Origin of the sequence: Amycolatopsis sp. lyj-109 (assembly GCF_046548995.1) — a bacterium.
In the GTDB taxonomy this organism is placed as follows: Bacteria; Actinomycetota; Actinomycetes; order Mycobacteriales; family Pseudonocardiaceae; genus Amycolatopsis.
Window position 1 is genome coordinate 309,189 of the sequence record NZ_JAJPWR010000004.1, and the last position, 20,021, is coordinate 329,209.

General features: G+C 72.4%; 18 protein-coding genes. 12 read left to right on the forward strand and 6 right to left on the reverse strand.

Annotated features, from left to right (window positions below):
- The first annotated feature begins 41 nt into the window (after positions 1-41).
- From ACLJQF_RS11245 to ACLJQF_RS11265, 5 genes are all read left to right on the forward strand, one after another.
- Positions 42-752 (forward strand): alpha/beta hydrolase, encoded by a 711-nt coding sequence (locus ACLJQF_RS11245; RefSeq protein ID WP_410608196.1) that lies wholly within the window; start codon positions 42-44, stop codon positions 750-752.
- On the forward strand, positions 749-2,098 hold the full coding sequence (locus ACLJQF_RS11250; protein ID WP_410608197.1) for an FAD-binding oxidoreductase: 1,350 nt from the start codon (positions 749-751) through the stop codon (positions 2,096-2,098). The genes ACLJQF_RS11245 and ACLJQF_RS11250 overlap by 4 nt, the downstream gene beginning before the upstream one ends.
- A gap of 1 nt (position 2,099) precedes the next feature.
- Positions 2,100-3,857 carry a rhodanese-like domain-containing protein gene (locus ACLJQF_RS11255; protein ID WP_410608198.1) on the forward strand — a complete coding sequence of 586 codons (1,758 nt, stop codon included), beginning with the start codon at positions 2,100-2,102 and terminating at the stop codon, positions 3,855-3,857.
- 201 nt (positions 3,858-4,058) lie between these two features.
- Positions 4,059-4,550 (forward strand): flavin reductase family protein, encoded by a 492-nt coding sequence (locus ACLJQF_RS11260; protein ID WP_410608199.1) that lies wholly within the window; start codon positions 4,059-4,061, stop codon positions 4,548-4,550.
- A 226-nt stretch (positions 4,551-4,776) separates the two neighbouring features.
- A complete protein-coding gene (locus tag ACLJQF_RS11265; RefSeq protein ID WP_410608200.1) occupies positions 4,777-5,946 on the forward strand; it encodes a S8 family peptidase in 1,170 nt (389 codons plus the stop codon).
- Positions 5,947-6,001: 55 nt separating this feature from the next.
- Here the strand turns inward: ACLJQF_RS11265 and ACLJQF_RS11270 are convergent, their stop codons facing one another.
- Positions 6,002-6,817 (reverse strand): hypothetical protein, encoded by an 816-nt coding sequence (locus tag ACLJQF_RS11270; protein ID WP_410608201.1) that lies wholly within the window; start codon positions 6,815-6,817, stop codon positions 6,002-6,004.
- Between the two features lie 269 nt (positions 6,818-7,086).
- Between ACLJQF_RS11270 and ACLJQF_RS11275 the strand changes: the two genes are divergently transcribed.
- Genes ACLJQF_RS11275 through ACLJQF_RS11285 form a run of 3 tightly spaced genes read left to right on the forward strand, consistent with a single transcriptional unit; the run spans position 7,087 to position 9,471 of the window.
- Complete coding sequence (locus ACLJQF_RS11275) at positions 7,087-8,226, forward strand: LLM class flavin-dependent oxidoreductase (protein WP_410608202.1); 1,140 nt, start codon at positions 7,087-7,089, stop codon at positions 8,224-8,226.
- Positions 8,227-8,272: 46 nt separating this feature from the next.
- Positions 8,273-8,761 carry a winged helix-turn-helix domain-containing protein gene (locus tag ACLJQF_RS11280; protein ID WP_410608203.1) on the forward strand — a complete coding sequence of 163 codons (489 nt, stop codon included), beginning with the start codon at positions 8,273-8,275 and terminating at the stop codon, positions 8,759-8,761.
- A gap of 20 nt (positions 8,762-8,781) precedes the next feature.
- Positions 8,782-9,471: an alpha/beta hydrolase gene (locus ACLJQF_RS11285; RefSeq protein WP_410608204.1), complete on the forward strand. Its 690-nt coding sequence runs from the start codon at positions 8,782-8,784 to the stop codon at positions 9,469-9,471.
- A 132-nt stretch (positions 9,472-9,603) separates the two neighbouring features.
- On the opposite strand, the gene ACLJQF_RS11290 is transcribed toward ACLJQF_RS11285, so the two are convergent.
- Genes ACLJQF_RS11290 through ACLJQF_RS11310 form a run of 5 tightly spaced genes read right to left on the reverse strand, consistent with a single transcriptional unit; the run spans position 9,604 to position 15,341 of the window.
- Positions 9,604-11,073: a bifunctional 3-(3-hydroxy-phenyl)propionate/3-hydroxycinnamic acid hydroxylase gene (locus ACLJQF_RS11290; RefSeq protein WP_410608205.1), complete on the reverse strand. Its 1,470-nt coding sequence runs from the start codon at positions 11,071-11,073 to the stop codon at positions 9,604-9,606.
- Complete coding sequence (locus tag ACLJQF_RS11295; protein WP_410608206.1) at positions 11,070-11,420, reverse strand: DoxX family protein; 351 nt, start codon at positions 11,418-11,420, stop codon at positions 11,070-11,072. Before ACLJQF_RS11295 ends, ACLJQF_RS11290 begins: the two co-directional genes overlap by 4 nt.
- The gene (locus ACLJQF_RS11300; RefSeq protein ID WP_410608207.1) at positions 11,408-13,294 is read right to left on the reverse strand and encodes an acyl-CoA synthetase; all 1,887 of its coding nucleotides are present in this window, start codon (positions 13,292-13,294) and stop codon (positions 11,408-11,410) included. Before ACLJQF_RS11300 ends, ACLJQF_RS11295 begins: the two co-directional genes overlap by 13 nt.
- Positions 13,291-14,220 carry a fumarylacetoacetate hydrolase family protein gene (locus ACLJQF_RS11305; RefSeq protein WP_410608208.1) on the reverse strand — a complete coding sequence of 310 codons (930 nt, stop codon included), beginning with the start codon at positions 14,218-14,220 and terminating at the stop codon, positions 13,291-13,293. The genes ACLJQF_RS11300 and ACLJQF_RS11305 overlap by 4 nt, the downstream gene beginning before the upstream one ends.
- Positions 14,217-15,341 (reverse strand): VOC family protein, encoded by a 1,125-nt coding sequence (locus ACLJQF_RS11310; RefSeq protein WP_410608209.1) that lies wholly within the window; start codon positions 15,339-15,341, stop codon positions 14,217-14,219. The genes ACLJQF_RS11305 and ACLJQF_RS11310 overlap by 4 nt, the downstream gene beginning before the upstream one ends.
- A 136-nt stretch (positions 15,342-15,477) precedes the next feature.
- Between ACLJQF_RS11310 and ACLJQF_RS11315 the strand changes: the two genes are divergently transcribed.
- The 4 genes from ACLJQF_RS11315 (at position 15,478) to ACLJQF_RS11330 (ending at position 20,010) form a co-directional block, all read left to right on the forward strand.
- A complete protein-coding gene (locus ACLJQF_RS11315) occupies positions 15,478-16,134 on the forward strand; it encodes a TetR/AcrR family transcriptional regulator (RefSeq protein WP_410608210.1) in 657 nt (218 codons plus the stop codon).
- A gap of 220 nt (positions 16,135-16,354) precedes the next feature.
- Positions 16,355-17,929 carry a glycoside hydrolase family 44 protein gene (locus ACLJQF_RS11320; protein WP_410608211.1) on the forward strand — a complete coding sequence of 525 codons (1,575 nt, stop codon included), beginning with the start codon at positions 16,355-16,357 and terminating at the stop codon, positions 17,927-17,929.
- 424 nt (positions 17,930-18,353) lie between these two features.
- A complete protein-coding gene (locus ACLJQF_RS11325; protein ID WP_410608212.1) occupies positions 18,354-19,166 on the forward strand; it encodes an esterase/lipase family protein in 813 nt (270 codons plus the stop codon).
- 178 nt (positions 19,167-19,344) lie between these two features.
- Positions 19,345-20,010 (forward strand): response regulator, encoded by a 666-nt coding sequence (locus ACLJQF_RS11330; RefSeq protein ID WP_410608213.1) that lies wholly within the window; start codon positions 19,345-19,347, stop codon positions 20,008-20,010.
- Positions 20,011-20,021 lie beyond the last annotated feature (11 nt).

Here is a 20,021-nt window from a genome sequence, read left to right on the forward strand (position 1 = left end):
GCTCTTGGACGCGTCCGCCCCGCGCGGGCGAGGGTGCAGAGGTGACCAATTCCACCACCGCCTGGGACGAGCCTGACGGCCTTGCCGCGCGCGGCACCGTCGTCGTGCTCACCGGCCGGGGCGAGACTGCCGGGACCTACCAGCGCTTCGGACGCAGGCTCGCGGCCGACGCCTACCGGGTGCGCGTCGTCCGGGCCGACCTCGACAACCTTGAGCTCGCCCGGCGGGAAGTCGCGGCGCTGCTCGCCGACGACACCCTGCCCGCACCGAAGGTCCTCGCCGGCTCCGACACGGGAGCGACCTTCGCTGCCCGGCTGGCGGGCGAACTGCCCGCGGTCGACGGCGTGGTGCTGGCCGGGCCGGCGCTGCCCGGAAGCGCGACGGTCGGCAGCTGGGACGACGAGCTCGATGCGCGCACCGCGTGCCCGACGCACCGCCGGGTCGTCAGCGACGACGACGGCTTCGTCCGCGGCGCCCTCGCCCGCCCGGTGCCGTCCGGCTGGGAGGTGAGCGATCCCGCGAAGCCCGCTCTCGTGCTCCACGGCAGCGCCGACCCCGTCACGTCCCCGGAGGCGGCGTTCGCCCCCTTCCGCGACGCGAAGACCGCGCGTCTGAGCCTCGTCGCCGGGGCGCACCACGACGTCCTGAACGACGTCTCGCACCGCTCGGTGGCCGCCACCGTCGTCCTGTTCCTCGAAAGCCTCAAGCTCGGCAGCGACCTGCCCGCCGTCGTGGAGCACGTCCAGGGATGACCGGCTTCCTCGACGTCCTGCGCGGCGCTGTCACCGACGTCTCCACCGCCCCGGCCGACCTGGCGACCGCGGCGATCGACCGCTCCGGCGCGCGCCCGGACGGGCTCCCGCTCGCCGTCGTGCGGGCCGTGGACGTCGCCGATGTCCAGGCCACGCTCCGGCTGGCCGGCGAGCACGGCGTCCCGGTCGTCCCGCGCGGAGCCGGGACCGGGCTCGCGGGTGGCGCGCTGGCCGGTCGCGGCGCGGTCGTCCTCGACGTCAGCGGCCTGGACCGGATCGTCGAGATCGACCCGGACGACGAACTGGCGGTGGTCGAGGCCGGGGTGGTCACCGCGGAGCTGGACCGGGCGGCGCAGAAGTCCGGCCTGCGCTACGCCCCGGATCCGGCCAGCGCGGAGCTCTCGACGATCGGCGGCAACATCGCGACGAACGCGGGCGGCATGCGGTGCGTCAAATACGGCGTGACCCGGGAAGCGGTGCTGGGTCTCGACGTGGTGCTCGCCGACGGCCGGCTGCTCCACACCGGACGGCGGACCGTCAAGGGCGTCGCCGGGCTCGACCTCACGGCCCTGTTCGTCGGCTCGGAGGGCACGCTGGGTGTCGTCGTCGGCGCGACGCTGCGCCTGCGTCCCCGGCCCGAACGCACCCTGACCGCGGCGGCCGCGTACGACAGCGTCGAAGCCGCGGCGCAGGCGTGCAGCGAGCTGATCCGGCAGCGGCGTGAACCGAGCCTGCTCGAACTGCTCGACGGCGCCACCCTCGCGGTCATCGATCGCGCCCAAGGCAGCGACTTCGCCGCACGCGGGCAAGCCTTGGTGATCGCGCAGGCCGACGGACCGGCCGCGGACGGCGAGATCGCGGCGATCGCCGACGTCCTGGGCCGGGAAGCGACCTGGTCGGAACGCGGCGTGGACCCGGAATCGTCCGAGCGGCTGCTGTTCGCCCGCCGGATGGCGCTGCCGTCGATCGAGCGGTTCGGCCGCGCGCTGATCGAGGACATCTGCGTACCGCGATCCCGGCTCGCCGCCGCCTTCCGGGGCGTCGAACGCATCGCCCGCCAATACGACGTCGCCATCTACGCCTTCGCCCACGCGGGCGACGGAAACCTCCATCCGATCGTCGCCTACGACGGGCCGGAACTGCCCGACGCCGTGCGCCGGGCCGGGGACGACCTCTTCGCGCTGGCGCTCGACCTCGGCGGGACCGTCACCGGCGAGCACGGCATCGGCCTGCTCAAGCGGGACTGGCTCGCCCGTGAGACCGGCCCGGACGTCACCGCGGTCTACGGCTCGATCAAGGCGGCCCTGGATCCACACGGAATTCTCAATCCGGGCAAGGGGTTCTGACATGACGCGCTACGTGGTCATCGGCGCCGGTGCGGTCGGAGCGACCGTCGCGGCGCAACTGCACCTGGCCGGCAGGCGGGTGACGCTCATCGCGCGCGGCGACCACCTGGATGCCCTGCGCACCAAGGGACTGCGGTACGTGCGGCCGCGCGAAACCCGGGTGATCGACGTGCCGGTGGCCGGTGGGCCGGACGAGATCGAGCTGCGCCCCGACGACGTTCTCGTGGTGGCGACCAAGTCCCAGGACACCGAAGCCGTCCTGCGCACCTGGGCCTGGCAGCCGGTGGACGCGAGCACGGCCGCCGCCGAGCTGCCGGTCGTGCTCCTCCAGAACGGCCTCGAGAACGACCGGGCCGCGCTGCGCCGGTTCGCCGGGGTGATCGGTGCCGTCGTCTGGATGCCGTCGAGTCACCTCGAGCCCGGCGAAGTCGTGGCGCCGTCCCCCGGTGCCCTCTGGCTCGGCGCCTACCCCGGCGGCGGCCATCCCCGCCTGGCCGGGATCGCCGAAGACCTCACGGCCGCGGGATTCCACGTCGAGGTCGTCCCCGGCATCCAGCGCTTGAAGGCGGGAAAGCTGGTGGGGAACACGGTGAACGTGCTCGACGCCCTCTACCGGCCCAGCGACCTGCGCGCGGCCGCGGCGCGAATCCTCAAGCAGGAAGCCAGGACCGTGCTCGGCACGGACGACTTCGTGCCCGCCGTCGACCTCGGCGAGCCGGTCAAGCGCGGCGGGAGTTCGACCTGGCAGAGCCTCCGGCGCGGTGCGGCCCCCGAGACCGACTTCCTCAACGGCGAGATCGTGCTGCAGGCCCGGCTCGCCGGCCTCGACGCGCCGTACAACGCGGCCCTCACCGAACGCATCCACCGAGCCGGCGAGATCGCCCCGGGCAGCCTGGACGACGCCGATCTCGTCGCCACACTGCCCGACCTGCCCCGGCGGGCCGTGCTGGCCGACGCGGCCGAACTGCACGCCCTCATCGAGGCCGGGCAGGCCCCGGTGCTGCTCGACGTCCGCTGGGCGCTCGGCGACCCGCACGGCCACGACCACTACCGGGCCGGGCACATCCCCGGCGCCGTCTATGTCGACCTGGACAGCCGGCTCGCCGCGCCACCGGGACCCGCGGGGCGGCATCCGCTGCCCGATGTCGGTGACCTGCAGGCCGCCGCCCGCAGCTGGGGCGTGACCGCACGACGTCCGATCGTCGTGTACGACGACAACGGCGGAACCGCGGCCGCGCGAGCGTGGTGGCTGCTGCGGTGGGCCGGGCTCGACGACGTCCGCATCCTGGACGGCTCCCTCGCTTCCTGGCGAGCCCACGGGTTCGCACTGTCCACAGGGGATGAAACAGCGACAGCCGGCGACGTGGTGCTCACCGGCGGCAGGCTGCCCACGCTCACCACCGACGAAGCCGCGGCACTCGCGGAGACCGGCGTTCTGCTGGACGCCCGCGCGACCGAACGCTACCGCGGCGAGGTCGAGCCGGTCGATCCGCGCGCGGGCCACATCCCCGGCGCCCGGTCGGCCCCGACGACGGACAACCTGCGGGCAGGCTTCTTCCGGCCCACCGGCGAGCTGCGGGAGAAGTACGGCGATCTCGGCGGCGCGAAAGTCGGCGTCTACTGCGGTTCGGGCGTGACCGCGGCCCACGAGATCGCCGCGCTCGCCGTCGCCGGTATCCCGGCCGCGTTGTACCCGGGGTCGTGGTCGGCCTGGTCGGCGGACCCCGCCCGGCCGGTGGCCACCGGCGAGGACAGCTGAGACCTCCGGCGGAGACCCGCAGCATCGACGACCAGCCCGCCTGGCTCGCCGACCCCGCCCCGGTTCCCCCGCACTCAAGCGCCCCAATGTGGCCTTCGGTGCGTCTGACGCACCCAAGGCGGCCTTCGGTGCGTCAGACGCAACCAAGGCCGCCTTGGGGCGCTTGGGAGTCGGGCACTCGACGCTTCGGAAAGGACGCAGATGATCGACCTGCAGCCCGTGACGTCCGACGGCCACCTGCGCGAGGCCTTCGGCTGCTTCCCCTCCGGCGTGACCGCGGTGGGCGCCCTCGTCGACGGCACCCCGCGAGGGATGGCCGCCAGCTCTTTCACGTCGGTCTCGCTGGCTCCTCCGCTGGTGTCGCTCTGCATCCAGCGGACGTCCTCGACCTGGCCGCTGCTGCGCGACCGGCCCCGCCTGGGCCTGAGCGTGCTGGCCGAGGGCCAGGACGACGTCTGCCTCCGGCTGTCGGCCAGGCAGGGCGACCGCTTCCGCGACGTCGGCTGGGAAACCGGCCCCGACGACAGCGTCTTCGTCAGCGGCTCCAGCGCCTGGCTGGAGTGTTCGCTGCACGAGGAAGTCCACGCCGGCGACCACCTGATCGCCCTGCTGCGGATCCACCGGCTGCAGACGGCCGACACGCCACCGCTGGTGTTCCACGGCAGCCGCTTCCGGCGGCTCGCGGCCGTCTGAGCCACCGAGGAGCTCAGCCCGGCCGCCGCCGGCGCCCGGCCGCCGTGGTGGTCGGCCACGCCCCCGCCGCGTGTCCACCTCGCGGGAACCTACCTTCGTAGGGCGGAAAACCCGCGCGGTGGAATCGCAAAGCGCGTGCAAAAACGCAAAAAACCGCTGCTCCCGAAGAAACCTCCGCCGCCTTAGTTTTGCTCTCGGAACGTCCCCCTCCCGGTAGGAGCAGAAAATGCGTGCAGCGAGATTCACCGGAGCCGCGGTCGCCGTGGCGGCGGCCGTCGTGTTCACCAGCGTCACCCCGGCCCAGGCAGCGGAGGGCGTGGTGCTCGGCACCGCCGAGCCCGGCACGGTCGCCGGCAGCTACATCGTCGTGCTGAAGGACAGCGCGAAGAACACCGACAGCGGCACCCTCGCCCGGCGCTACGACGGCACCGTGAGCCGGGTCTACGCGCAGAACCTCGCCGGTTTCTCCGTGCGGCTGGACGAAAAGCACGCCAAGCGGCTCGCCGCCGACAGCGCGGTCGCCTTCGTCGAGCAGGACCGGGCCGTGCACGCCGAGGCCGTCCAGCAGAACCCGCCGTCGTGGGGCCTGGACCGCGTCGACCAGAAGAACCTCCCGCTGAACAACCAGTACAGCTACGCCACCACCGCCTCGAACGTGAACGTCTACGTGCTCGACACCGGGATCCGCGCGACCCACCAGACCTTCGGCGGCCGCGTGCACCAGGGCTACGACTTCGTCGACAACGACACGAACGCCGACGACGGGTACGGCCACGGCACCCACGTGGCCGCCACGATCGCCGGCTCGCAGTACGGCGTCGCGAAGGGTGCCCAGCTGTATCCGGTGCGGGTGCTCGGCTCCGACGGCAGCGGCACGATCTCCGGCGTGATCGCGGGGGTCAACTGGATCACCTCCAACGCGAAGAAGCCCGCCGTCGCCAACGCCAGCCTCGGCGGCGGCGTCTCGACCGCGCTCGACACCGCGGTCCGCAACTCGATCAGCTCCGGCGTCACCTGGACGGTCGCCGCGGGCAACTCCAACGCCAACGCCTCGACGTCGTCCCCGGCCCGGGTCGCCGAGGCGATCACCGTCGCCGCCGCGGACAAGACCGACACCCGCGCGTCGTTCTCCAACTACGGCGCCGGCGTCGACCTGTTCGCGCCCGGCGTCGGCATCACCTCGGCCTGGAACACCAACGACACCGCCACCTACACCGGCAACGGCACGTCGTTCGCGGCCCCGCACGCCGCCGGCGCGGCGGCGATCTACCTCGCCACGCACACCGCGGCCACCGCCGCGCAGGTCGGCCAGGCGCTGATCAGTGCGGCCACCCCGAACCTGGTGAAGAACCCGGGCAGCGGTACCCCGAACCGGACGCTCTCCATCGCACCCTGACGCCGCAACCGGAAAGAGGGTGGGGCCCCGGCGACTGCCGGGGCCCCACCCGTGTTCACGGTTCCCAGCGGATCCCGATCCGGCCGGCAGCATCGGCCTCGGCGACGTGCACGGTGCCGCCGGAGTCCGGGCTCAGCTCCCGGGGGCCGCCGAAGTCGTGGAGCCGGACGCAGCGCGCCGGCAGGACGGCGAACCGGGCTTCCAGGAGGTAGTCGCGGACGGGCTGCCCGAAGGTGCGCACGAACCTCCGTGCGGCCGGGCCGGCCGGAAACGCCGCCCGGTATTCGACGATCACCGACTCCCCGGGTGCCGGGGCGGCGTCCAGCACCAGTTCCGCGGTCAGCCGGCTCCGGTCGAGGTCGTGCTCGACGCTGCCGACCCGGCAGTTGCGGTCCGCGACGATCTTCGGCGTCACGCCCGGTTCGAGGTCCCACCGCACCGGCCAGCGCTGCGCCCCGGCCTCCTCGGCGCGCAGCACCACCCGCACGCGGACGGCCGCGAGCCGGCCGGCCTCGTCGATCTCCGCCCGGTCGTGCTGGCTGAGCGCGATGAGCCGGGAGTTCCGGCCGGGCGCCCGGCCCCGCGGCCGCGGCGGCCCGAGCAGGCCGCCGAGCGAGCCGGAGGGCAACTCCAGCAGCTGCTCGAGCCCTGCGAGCACGCGCAATGACTCCGCGCGCTCCGGGCGCCGTCGCCCCGACTGCCAGAGGCTCAGCGTCGGCACGCTCACCGTGAGGCCTCGCCGGGCGAGGCGGTGGCGGATGCGGTCCAGGGACAGCCCGCTCTCCCCGATCGCGGCCCGCAGCGCGGCCGGGAACGGGCCTTGGGCGAGCAGGCGGTCGAGGTCGGCCGAACGATCGGCAACGGGTCGCATGAAAACTCCTCGGGACGGATCGGTCGCGGAGACACGCTCAGCGACAACAGACCCGGCTCTCCCGGGCCGCCGACCACGGTCGTGTGAGAGTCCATCCCGTTGCCATGCACCGAAAGTAAGCACGTGTGCGTGGACTGTCAACGATGTCCGGAACCTGAAACCGTCCACGACCGTGCGCCCGGGAGTCCACATCCTGAACACCTGTGCGGCCGAGACGGCCGAGGGCTACCTGTGGACCATCCGCTCGACGCCGGATCGGGAGAACCGCCATGCCTGATGTCCCCCTGTCGGTGCTCGACCTCGTCCCGGTCAGCTCCGGGTCCGACGTGGCCGAAGCCGTGCGCAACACCGTCGACCTCGCGCAACGCACCGAGAGCTTCGGCTACCACCGCTACTGGTTCGCCGAACACCACCTCAACCCCGGCGTCGCCGGAGCGTCCCCGCCGGTGCTGATCGCGCTCGTGGCCGGCGCCACCACGCGGATCCGGCTCGGCTCCGCGGGCGTCCAGCTCGCCCACCGCACCCCTCTGGCCGTGGTCGAGGAGTTCGGCCTCCTCGACGCCCTCCACCCCGGACGCCTCGATCTGGGCCTGGGCCGCAGCGGCAAACAGCTCATCCGCGAATACGCCGCGGCGGCCGCGCGGCCGTCCGAACCCGCGCGATCGGCCAACGGCCTCCTGATCCCACCGAAGCCCGACTTCAGCGGTCTGGCCCGTTCCTCGCGCATCGGCTTGACCTTCCAGCTCCTGCAGCAGCCCGGCGCCGAGTCCCCCGACTACGGCGAGCAGGTCGACGACATCCTCGCCCTCCTCGCCGGCACCTACCGGTCCGCCGAAGGACTGGAGGCGCACGCCGTTCCCGGCGAAGGCGCGCGGCCCGAGGTCTGGATCCTCGGCAGCAGCGGCGGCCAGAGCGCCGCCGTGGCCGGCCGCCACTCCCTGCGCTTCGCCGCCAACTACCACGTCAGCCCGTCCAGCGTGCTCGAAGCCGTCGACGCCTACCGGGCGGCCTTCCGCCCGTCCGAAGCGCTCCCCCGGCCCTACGTGGCGGTCTCGGCCGACGTCGTCGTCGCCGAAGACGACGACACCGCCCGCGAACTGGCCGCCGGCTACGGCCTCTGGGTCCGCAGCATCCGCCGAGCGGAGGGCGCGATCCGCTTCCCCACCCCCGAGGAGGCCGCCGCCCACGTCTGGAGCGACGAAGACCGCGCCCTGGTCGCCGACCGCGTCGACACCCAGTTCGCCGGTTCCCCGGCGACGGTCGCCGACCGGCTGCGACAGCTGCAGGACGCGACCGGCGCCGACGAGCTCGTCGTCACCACCATCACCCACCGGCACGCCGACCGCGTCCGGTCCTACGAGCTGCTCGCCAGGCACTGGAACGCCGCCGGGTCAAACCGTTTCACCTGACGGGCGGATTAACGCCGCACCGGCGGGTGCCTCGACAATCCGACGCATGACGACCTCGCCGGAACAACGAGCGGCCACCGACGTCATCCACGTCGGCATCCGGATCGACCTCGTCAGCCGGGCGGCCGACGCCGCCGTGCTCACCGCCCGGCTGGCCGCGGCGCTCGACGGAGTCGCCAGTGTCGAGGTGAGCACCGCCGGCCGCCCGGCGCCGGGAAGTCACCTGCGGTTGGTCCCGGACCCGGTCCTGCACATCGAAACCGGGGCCCGGCGCGTGGTCCTGTTCGGCCGGCCGCTGGAACTGACCCGCCTGGAATTCGATCTGCTGCACTACCTCCGCGCGCACCCCGACCGCGTCTTCACCCGGGCCGCGCTGAAGTCGGCTCTGTGGCCGCGGCAGGACGGCAACGACCGCACCGTCGACGTCCACGTCCGGAAGCTGCGGGCGAAACTGGAGCCACACCTGGACCCGATCACCACCGTCCGCGGCGTCGGGTACCGCTTCGAGGGTTCGGCACCGGTCACGCTGGACTGAGCCTGCGAAAGGAAAACCCGATGCCCGAAGTCCTCGGCAAGATCACCGCGGCGCGTGCACTGTGGACACCGGCCGAAGGCGGCACCGCGCGCGGCACGGTCGTGCTGCTGCCCGGCCGGGGCGAGCACCCGGGCCTCTACGCCCGCCTCGGCACCCGGCTGGCCTTCGACGGCTACCGGGTCGTCGCGGTGGCTTCCGGGGACGACGTCGCGGGCGTGCTCCGCGGCGGCCCGGTCCCGGTGGTCCTGCTCGGCAGCGACACCGGCGCCATCACCGCACTGACCCTCGCCGCGCAGCTGCCGGTACACGCGGTCGTCGCGGCCGGCCTGCCGCTGACGGCCGAGCACAGCACCGATCGCTCCTGGGAAGGCGAACTCGACGCCCGGACGGCGTGCCGGCAGCACCGCACGCTGCTGGAGACCGACGACCGGCTGCGGCGCGGTGCCCTGCTCTCGGAGCCCGCCGACATCCCGGCGGTGCTCCCGCGCACCCCGGTGCTCGTCCTCCACGGCGGCGCCGACCCCGTCGCGGACGCCAAGGCCGCCCGCGCCTTCGCCGAAATGCTCCCCGCGGGCCGGTTCGTGCTGGTCGAGGGCGGCCGGCACGACGTGCTCAACGACGTCGCACATCGCAGCGTGGCCGCCGAGATCGTCCAGTTCCTGGAGTGGCTGCGCGCCGGGACGCGCGGACCGGTCCTGGTCCGGGAATGACGACGGGGTGCGTATCGCGGCCAAGGCCGGCCGGCGACGATGGAACGCGGTGGGTCCAGGATCGCTTGCGGTGAATAGATGTCCGGCCGGTACACCCGGCACTTCGTGGCGTCGGGGCATCGTTGCTACTTGTCAGGGCGCGGTGAACCTCGGCAGGGACCGGGAGAGGCTGTTGCCGTCGCTCTGCACCGTGCCGTCCGGACGGACGACGGCCGCGCCGGTGCGCAGCCAGCGGTGCAGCTCGCCGGAACGCCGGGTGGTGACGAGGACCGCGCCGGACTCCCGGATGGCGGCTCGCTCGGTCTCCGACGGCGTGCTCGTGGTGACGACGGCGAAGCGGCCGCCGGCGACGTCGTCGAACCGGGTTCCGTCGTCGAGCAGGGCGTTGGGGCACAGCCGTCCCGCCAGGGACCGCCCGAACCGGGGCCGCACGACCAGGTCCGTGCGGTGCAGTGCCGGCGTCGCGCTGTCGAGGACGCGGCCGTTCAGGTGCGGCGCGACCACCCGGCGGATGAGGTCGCCGAACCGGCCGCCTTCGGTCATGGCCTTGCCGACCAGCACCGCCCGCCGGATCATCGCGCGGGCGTGCGGCTTGCGTTCCGCCTCGTAGGTGCCGAGTGCGCTCGCGGGCAGGGTTCCCTCCAGGACACCGGCGAGTTTCCAGGCGAGGTTGGCCGCGTCGCGCAGGCCGGCGCCCATTCCCTGGCCGATGAACGGCGGGGTGAGGTGGGCGGCGTCGCCGAGCAGGAACACCCTGCGGTCGCGCCACCGGTCCGCCAGCTGCGCGCGGAAGGTGTACTCGGCGACGCGGACGATCTCCAGGTCGCCGGGCGGGATGTCTCCGGTCCACGGCGCGATCAGCGGGTGCAGCCGGTCGAGGTGACCGAAGTCGTCGCCGGTCTCCCCCGGCAGCAGCCGGAATTCCCAGCGATAGCGGGTCTTCCCGATGCGCATGTAGGTCGCCGCGCGGGCCGGGTCGCAGACCTGGTGCACGCCTTCCCACTGGCCGAGGCCGGCGGTGGTGGCGACGTCCACCACCAGCCAGCGCTGGTCGAACTTCAGGTCCGCCATCGTCGCGCCGATCGCCGTCCGGGTGAGGCTGTTGGCGCCGTCGCAGCCCAGGACGTAGTCCGCGTGGACGGTCTCGCGCGCATCGGTGCCGCGGTCGGTCACCTCGACCCGCACGCCGGTTCCGTCCTGCCGGATCCCGGTGACCTCGGTGTTGCCGCGCAGGGTGACCGTGCCGACCGTCGCCAGGTGGGTGCGGAGCAGGTGCTCCAGGTCGGGTTGGTCGAACATGTTCGCCTCCGGGTAGCCGTGCCGGCCGCCGCCGGGCGAACGGCGGAACTCCGCCAGCACCCGCAGGTCCGGATCGAGCAGCCGCAGCCCGTGGCAGGGCCGGGAGATGGCGGCGAACTCCCCGGCCAGCCCCAGCCGCCCGAGGATGCGGTGCACCTCGTCGTCCAGGTGCACCGCGCGGGGCTGCGGGTAGACCGACTCCCACCGCTCCAGCACCAGGCACTCGACGCCGTACCGGCCGAGCAGCGCCGCGGCGGTCAGCCCGGCCGGGCCCGCCCCGACGATGACGACGGGCACCCTCACGGCGACACCCCGAGGGCCACGAGGTAGCCGGCGACGAGCACCGCGCAGACCAGCGCCGGGACGAGGTCGCGGCCCCGGTCGTGGTTGCGCACGTGCGTGACGAGTGCGCCCGCGAGCAGGAGGAGCAGGCCGGCGCCGGCCAGGGCGCCGAGCACCGGCACGGCCGAGCCGAGCAGGAGACCGGCGGCTCCGGCGATCTCCAGCGCACCGATGCCGCGGTAGGCGTCGACGGAGAATCCGGCGTGCGCCGCGCGTTCCCGCATGGGCGCGAGCGCGAACAGCTTGGCCGCGCCGAACAGGAGGAAGATGGCCGCCACGAAGACGGACAGTGCGATCAAGACGGACATGGGTTTCCTCGGAATGTCAGACGGGCGGGAACGGTGTAGCGGCCGAGGGCGGCCCTCACCTTCGGTTCGTCCACATCGGACGGGAGGGTGATCGTGGCGGTCACGGTGCCGTCCTCGATCACCACGTCGACGGTCACCCCGTCGAACGGGGCGAGGGCTTCGGCGATCGCGCGGCGGGTCGCGTCGGAGCGCAGGCCGAGCTTGTAGGGCTTGCCGACGTCGGTGACGGGCAGCGCGTCGAGCACGGTGACGGCCTTCGGCGCGGCGGCGCGCTCGGGCACCCGGTCGGCGGCCCAGGCGAGCAGATCGGCCTCGCTCGCCGTGGCCCCGGGAGTGAGGGTCACGTAGGCGACGGGCACCTCGCCGGCGTGCTCGTCGGGGCGGCCGACCGCGCCGGCCGCGGTCACCTGCGGGTGGGTCAGCAGGGCGTCCTCGATCATCGCCGGGTCGATGTTGTGCCCGCCGCGGATGATGAGGTCCTTGGCCCGGCCGGCCAGGTGCACGAACCCGTCGGCGTCGAGGCGGGCCAGATCGCCGGTGTCCAGCCAGCCGTCGCGGAGTTTGCCGAGCCCGTCCAGGATGTATCCGTTTCGGTCCCGCCCGACGACGTAGCCCGGGAAGACAGTGGGACCGCTGACGGCCAGCACCCCGGTCTCGCCGCTGGGCAGCTCCTCCCCCGTTTCCGGGTGGACGACCTTCAGCCGCTGGTAGGGCAGGCGCTGCCCGACGGTGCCGGGGCGCGGGGCGCCGGGGAAGCTGCGCGCGCTGGCGCAGGTGGCTTCGGTCAGCCCGTAGCCCTCGACCAGCGTGACGCCGGTGTGCGCCTGGAAGCCTTCGCGCACGGCGGCCGGCAGTGGTGAAGCGCCGACCATGGCGAAGCGCAGGCTGGCGACGTCGGCGTCGACCGGGCACTGCGCGAGCACCGCGTACACGGTCGGCACCGCGCTCATCGCGGCGATCCGGTGGTGCTCGACGATCTTCCAGAACTCCCCGTACAGCGCGGGTTCGCGGTAGCCGAGCGGCCCCGCCCACACCGCGTGCTGGCCCTTGAACAGCGGCGCGAGCAGCGTGACGACCAGTGCGTTGACGTGGAACAGCGGCAGCGCCGCGAAGACCACCGAGCCGACGTCGAGCAGCGAGTTGGCCGCGATCATCCACGCGTCGGCGACCTCGTTGGCGTGCGTGTGCGCGGCCAGCTTCGGGGCCCCGGTGGTGCCGCCGGTGTGGAACAACGCGGCCAGATCCGACGCCGCCGGGGGTTCACCGGCGAAGTCGGTGCCGTCGTGGGCGGCCGCGAGGTCGGCGAGGTAACCCACGCGCACGCCGTCGATCGCGGGCAGCGGGGCGGGTTCGCCGGCCGCGCCGGTCGGGCGCAGCACGAGGATCGCGGCCAGCTCGGGTGCGAAGGTCTGTGCGGTGCTCCAGGATTGCGGCGCGAGTTCGGGGCCGGCGGTGATCAGCACGCGTGCGCCGGACAGGCGAAGCAGTTCACCGAGGTGGTCGCGGGACAGCCCGCCGTTCAGCGGGGCCGCGACGCCGGCGAGCTGTGCGGCCAGGGTCGCCGGCACCAGGTCGGCGCAGTTGGGCGACATCAACGCGACCGCATCGCCCCGCCGGACTCCGAGGTCGCGCAGCAGATTCGCGTAGCGGTGGACATCGGCGAGCAGCTCGCCGAACGTGCGGCGGGCGGGCTCGCGCCACCGCGCGGCCTCGGGCAGCACGGTGGTCGCCGGGTGCTCCGGCCACGCCGCGGCGGCCCGCCGCAGCAGGGCGTAGGTCGACTCCGGCAGGCCTCGTTCGGTGAGCGGTACGGCCTCGATCGCGGCCAGGTCGGCGGGCTCGGCGTAGCGCGGCCACCGGGAAACACCAGTCATCGCCGGTACCTCACGACCGTGCGCTGGGTGCCCAGATCGAGGGCACCGTCGTCGGTGGCGACGGACGCCTCGACGACGTCGCCGTCCGCCAGGTACTTCGGGTTTTTCGCCTGTCCCTTGAAGAACAGCTTCCACTTCAGGGCCGGCGGCAGCAGCGCGGCGAGCTTTTCCACGGCCTTCGGCGGTGCGGACAGCGCCGTGCCGGCCGGAGTCCCGGTCAGCACCAGGTCGCCGGGATCCAGCCGCTGGAACCGGGCCAAGGCCCGCAGGGCCTCGAGCGGGCGGTAGATCATGTCGTCGCCGACGACCGCGTTCTGGCGGACCGTGCCGTTGACCGACAGCCGCAGCCGCAGGTCGGCGAACCGCTTCAGCTCGTCGGCCTCCAAGAGCACGAGGGCGGGCCCGGCCGGGGTGAACGTCGGGTACGACTTGGCCTCGTAGAACTGCGTTTGCGGCAGCTGGATGTCGCGGGCGGAGACGTCGTTGGTCACGACCAGGCCCGCGACGCACTCCTCCGGCCCGGTGATCTCGCTGCCGACCGGGATCTCCCGGCCGATGACCAGCCCGATCTCCACCTCGTAGTCGAGCAACGTCACGTGGGCCGGCTTGACGACGTCGTCGAAGGGGCCGCTGATCGACCCGGACGTCTTGCGGAAGAACGTCAGGGGCACCGTCCGCGGATCCATCCCGGCGTCCGTGACGTGCGAGGTGAAGTTGGTCATCTGGGCGACCACGCGGCAGGGCGCGGTGACCGGGGAGACCAGGTCGAGCGAGGCCACCGGCACGGTGTCCGCGGACGCGGCCGTGATCGCCGGGCGGTCGGCGAGCAGTTCGGCGGTGGTCTTCGCGGCCGTCGGGATCTTCGCCGCCCCGGCCGGAGTGACGACGTACCAGGCGTCGGCGGTGCGCAGGACGGTCAAACTCATGAACGGGCCACCTTCAGCAGGCCCAGCAAGCGCCGGGCGTCGAATTCGTTGTCTTCGCGGAGCGCCGCGAACACCGCGCGCAGTTCGCGCAACGACTCCTTGCCGGGCTTGACGCCGAGAAAGTCGGCGGTGGCCGGCGGCCCCCACTGGGCCAGCCCGGACGCGGTCATCGGCGCCCAGCCGGGCTCGAGAGTGCTGTCGAACAGGTCGCCGTCGCTGAAGTGCTCGACCATGAACCCGTCCGGGTCACGCCAGTAGTCGAAGAGCTGGCTGCCTTCGATGTGCCGCCCGATGCCCCACGAATGGTGGTAGCCGTGCTCGCGCAGGTACTCGCCACCCGCGGCCAGCGCGTCGAGGTCGGCGACCTGGTAGGCCGAGTGCACGTAGCGGTCGGCCGGGCCGAGCACCATGGCCAGCGTGTGGTGGTCGGTCGGGGTGGCACCCCGGTCGCACCGGATGAAGCTCATCACCGGGCCGCGCTCGCGCTGCCCCGGGTGGTACAGGAAGTCGCTGACGATCAGGCCCAGGTGGTCCAGGTACCAGTCCAGCGCCGCGCGGTAGCGGGTCGTCTGCAGCACCACGTGCCCGAGCCGCTGCGCCAGTGCCGGGGCCCGGGGCGGGCGTTGCGTGGCGTTGACCCGCCGGATCTCGTGCCCGAAGTTGAGCGGATGCGGGGCCTGCGGCGGTAGCGCGGGCAGAACGTCGGTGTCCGAGACGACCCGGACCCGCAGGCCGCTCGGGTCGGGCAGGTCCACGACGACGCCGCCCAGCGTCTCCGGCAGCCTGGCGACCGGCCGGCCGGTGGCTTCGGCCAGCCTCAGGACGTCGCCCGGCGTTGCGGCCAGGAACGCCGGTCCGAGGAACTTCGACCGGGCGCCCTTGCGGATGAGCACGCACGGCGCGCCGGCATCGGTGCCCCGCAGGTTCAGCTCGCGGCCGGTGCTGAACACGGTGGTGAACCCGAAGGCCCGCGCGAACACCTCCGCCCGCTCCAGGTCCGGCTTCTCGAACTCCAGCCACGCCAGGTCGTGCACCTTGATCACCGGGTTCGCCGCCCGGCCGCGGTGCTCACCCGCGAGCGCGCCCTGCTCGCTGTGCAGCCCGCTGTGCGGATCTCCCACGGCTGCTCCCTCCATCCACGTTGATGACGATATCGTCAGTTACGAACATGTCATCAGTCAAGAGCTTCTGACGATTTCCTCATCAGTGACGCAATGAGCTACGATGCGGCGACGACCAGCGAAGACGGGAGCACGGATGCCGGAGCACGCTCCGAGCCGACTGGAACGGCGGAAGGCGCGCACCCGCGCGGCCCTGGTCCGAGCGGCCCAGGCACTCATCGCCGACGGGAAGACCGCGGTCCCGATCCTGGAGATCACCCAGGCCGCCGACGTCGGAATGGGGTCGTTCTACAACCACTTCGAGACGAAGGAGCAGCTCTACCAGGCCGCGGTCGAGGACGCCCTCGACGTCCACGGCGCCCTGCTGGACGAGCTGACCACCGGCCTGGACGATCCGGCACAGGTCTTCGCGCAGAGCTTCCGGCTGACCGGGCGCCTGCACCGGCGGCATCCCGAACTCAGCAAGGTCCTCCTGCACCACGGTCTCGAACTCGCCACGTCGGAGAGCGGGCTCGCTCCCCGTGCCCGCCGCGACATCGAGGCAGCCGTGCGAGCCGGCCGCTTCACCGTCGCCGACACCGAACTCGCCATGGTCACCGTCGCCGGGACCGCGCTCGGCCTCGGTCACCTGCTGCACTGTCAGCCTGAGCGCGACGACGCCGCCACGACCGACCAGGTGACCGAGGACCTGCTGCGCATGCTCGGCCTCACCGCGGCCGAAGCCCACGAAATCTGCAGCCGGCCACTGCCCGCCCTCGACAGCACCGCGACCGGGCCGGACACCGCCGCCTGAACAGCGCCCCGGCTTCGCGGAAAGTTACCGCCGCCGCCGGGGCGAATGTGCTGGTCACCAAACGAGACAACACCGGCTTCCACTCGGCCGATTGACGACCGACGCCCGGCCGGTATCGTGTGGGAGCGCTCCCATACGACGACGTCAGGAGTTCCCGGTGGCTGCTCAGCGGCGTAATCGGTTACGGTCCGGCAAGCCCCTCGCCGCGGGCGGTTGCCTGGTGGCGGCCCTCTTGACCACCGGAGCACCACCGGCTTCCGCCGCCGGGCTCAGCCTGTCGGTGGACCTCTTCGCGGCCCGGCATGCGATCAGCCCGGACATCTACGGGATGAACGGCGGCGATCCCGCGCTCGTCGCCGAACTCGGCACCCCGGTCTCGCGCTGGGGCGGCAACGCGAGCAGCCGCTACAACTTCAAGAATCACACCTACAACACCGGCAGCGACTGGTACTTCGAGAACATCGTCGCCGGCCCGGACAACACCCTCGAGGCCTACGTCCAGCGCAACCGCGACCGCGGGATCAAGCAGGTCGTCACCGTGCCGATGTCCGGCTGGGTGGCGAAAGACGGGCCGGAGTGGCCGCACGCCTGCGGGTTCCCGGCCACCCGCTTCCCGGCCCAGGACGCGTTCGACCAGTGGGACGCCAACTGCGGCAACGGCCGCCTGAACAACACCACCCTCACCGGTGCCGAACCCACGGACACCTCCGTCCCGGCGGACGCGTCTTTCGCGGGCGAAATGGTCTCGCACCTGGTCGGCCAGTTCGGCTCCGCGGCACGTGGCGGCGTCCCGATCTACGAACTCGACAACGAACCGGTGCTGTGGAGCTCCACCCACCGCGACGTCCACCCCCAGCCCGTGTCCGACGACGAACTGGGCACCAAGAGCACCGCCACCGCCGCGGCCATCAAGTCCGCCGACCCGCGAGCGGCGGTGCTCGGCCCGTCGGGCTGGGGCTACTGCGAATGGCTCGCCTCCGGGATCGACGGCTGCGCACCGGGCGCCGACGCCGCCGCCCACGGCGGACTCAACCTCTCCCAGTGGTTCCTCAAGAACATGAAAGACGCCGGCACCACCGCCCGCAAGCGGCTGCTCGACTACTTCGACCAGCACTACTACCCCCAGATCAGCGGCGACAAGACCCCCGAAGCCAACGCGTGGCGGCTGCGGTCCACGCGTTCCCTGTGGGACCCGTCCTACGTCGAGGAATCCTGGATCGGCCCGAGTGGGGTCAACGCCCCGCCACTGCAGTTCATCCGCACGATGAAGCAGTGGGTTTCGCAGTACAACCCCGGCACCAAGACCGCCATCACCGAATACAACTGGGGCGCCCTCGACGACATCAACGGCGCCCTCGCCGAAGCCGACGTCCTCGGCATCTTCGGACGCGAAGGACTCGACCTCGCCACCATCTGGGGCGAACCCCGACCGACCGACCCCGCCGCGTACGCGTTCCGGATGTACCGCAACTACGACGGGACCGGAAGCAAGTTCGGCGACGTCAGCGTCTCGGCGACCAGCACCGACCAGGGACAGCTCGCCATCTACGGCGCCCAACGCCGCTGCGACGGCGCACTCACCCTCATGGTGATCAACAAGACGGGCGCCGAACTCGGCTCTCCCCTGTCGATCGCCGGGTTCGGCACCGGCAAGGCGCAGCGATTCACCTACAGCCCGGGCAATCTCTCCTCGATCGTGCGGGGCGACGATCTGCCGGTGAACCGCGGCCGGGTCACCACGACGTACCCGGCGAACTCCATCACCCTGCTGGTCCTGCCCCAGCACCGTAACTGAGGAAAGCAGCGAGGGGCACGGACGAGCCGTTCGCGTGCCCTGCGCGGCGATCCACGGGTGCAGGCGTACGCCGAACGCCGGCTGACGACGTTACCGGTTGCCGTGCGCCGAGCGTCACGTCGAAACCCGCCCCGATCCGCATAGCGCGCCCCGCGGCGGGTATCCACCCTCGAAGCTTGCCGGTCCTGCGGCGACGCGGACGAAGGAAAGCACATGATCAAAACGGCCACTTCGGCGCTCAGCGACATGACGGGCGGGCTGGCAGCCCTCGCCCTGGCGACGTCCCACCTGCCCGCCCTGCTCACCCGGGACCACTGGGCCACCTCCGTCCTCGAATCGCCCCCCCGCACACTTCGCCACCGGTGTCGCCCACGGAATGTTCGGTGCCCACCTGCCCACGACCGGACGAGCGACGACCGCAGAGATGACCGTCCGGGCCGACCGACGACCGATCGGCCTCGACCACCGATCCCTCACCACCGCCTTCCCCGACGCGACCGGCCGCCTGGTCGTCTTCCTGCACGGACTGGTCGAAACCGAACGCTGCTGGTTCCGCGGCACCAGCTTCGGAGCACGCCTCGCCGACGACCTGGGCACCAGTTCCGTGTACGTGCGCTACAACTCCGGCCGGCACGTCTCCGACAACGGCAGCGACCTCGTCACCCTCCTGACCCGGCTCGTCGCCTCCTGGCCGGTGCCCGTCACCGACATCATCCTCATCGGACACTCCATGGGCGGCCTGGTAGCCAGAAGTGCCCTCTACCAAGCACAAGAGCGGAACGCGCCATGGCTACCCCTCGCCAGCCGGCTGGTGTGCCTGGGCACCCCGCACACCGGAGCACCACTGGAACGCCGCGTCGCCCAGCTCGCCAGGCTGCTGAGCAAATCCTCCCTGACCGCTCCCCTGGCCCGCCTGCTCGCCATCCGCAGCGACGGCATCCAGGACCTCGCCCACGGCTACGTCCACCGGACGCAATGGGCAACCGGCGCCCAATCACCGTGGCGACCCGAAGACGAGACGGGAATCCGCCGGTTGTTCGTGTCCGCGACGCTGTCCCGGACGGAAGGAAGCACCTGGGGCCGCATCGTCGGCGACCTCCTCGTGTCACCCCTCACCGGCAACGACCTGACCGAAGACGCCGACATCGCCTGGCTCGGCGGGCTGCACCACTTCAGCCTCCTCCACGACAACGTGGTGTACGAAACGCTTCTCGAGTGGCTGGGCACGCCGGCCTGAGCGCCGTTTTAACAGTCGTTTCAGGTTCGCTCGATATGAAGTAGGCGTCGCCGGGCGACGCGGGTCTCGGCCTTGCCGGCATGGCCGAACGCGCCGCGCTCCACGGCGGCACGGTCAGCGCCGGCCCCGCATCGGACGGCGACCGGACCGGCTACGCGACCCTGAAAGGCAGCCATTCATGATCTCTGTGCTCGTGGTGGACACCCAGCCGCTGCAGCGCTTCGGGTTTCGCATGCTGCTGGAGAGCACCTCCGACACCGAGATCGTCGGCGAGGCCGAGAACAGCGCCGAGGCCGTCCGGTGGACCACCGAGCTGCGTCCCGACGTGGTGCTGATGGGCATCCGGATGCCGGGCGTCGACGGGATCGCGGCCACCCGGCGCATCGTCGCCGCCGGTGGGCGTTCGCGGATCCTGGTGCTGACGACGTTCGACGTGGACCGGTACGCGCTCGCCGCGCTGCGGGCCGGGGCGAGCGGTTTCCTGCTGCAGGACACCCGCCCGGAGGAGCTGCTCGCCGGCATCCGGGCCGTCGCCGCCGGGGACGCGGTGATCGCGCCGGCGCTGACCCGGCGGCTGCTCGACGCGCTCGACGACCGGCTCGGCGACGACCTCTGCGGGCCCGTGCGGGAGGATCCCCGGCTGGACTCCCTGACCGGCCGCGAGCGCGAGATCCTCGTCGCCATCGGTCACGGCCTCACCAACGGCGAGATCGCGCAACGGTTCACGCTGTCGGAGTCGACGGTGAAGTCCCACGTCGGGCGGGTCCTCGCCAAGATCGGCGCACGGGACCGGATCCAGGCCGTCATCCTCGCCTACGACCTGAGACTCACCCGGCCGATCTAGCGCGTTCGTCG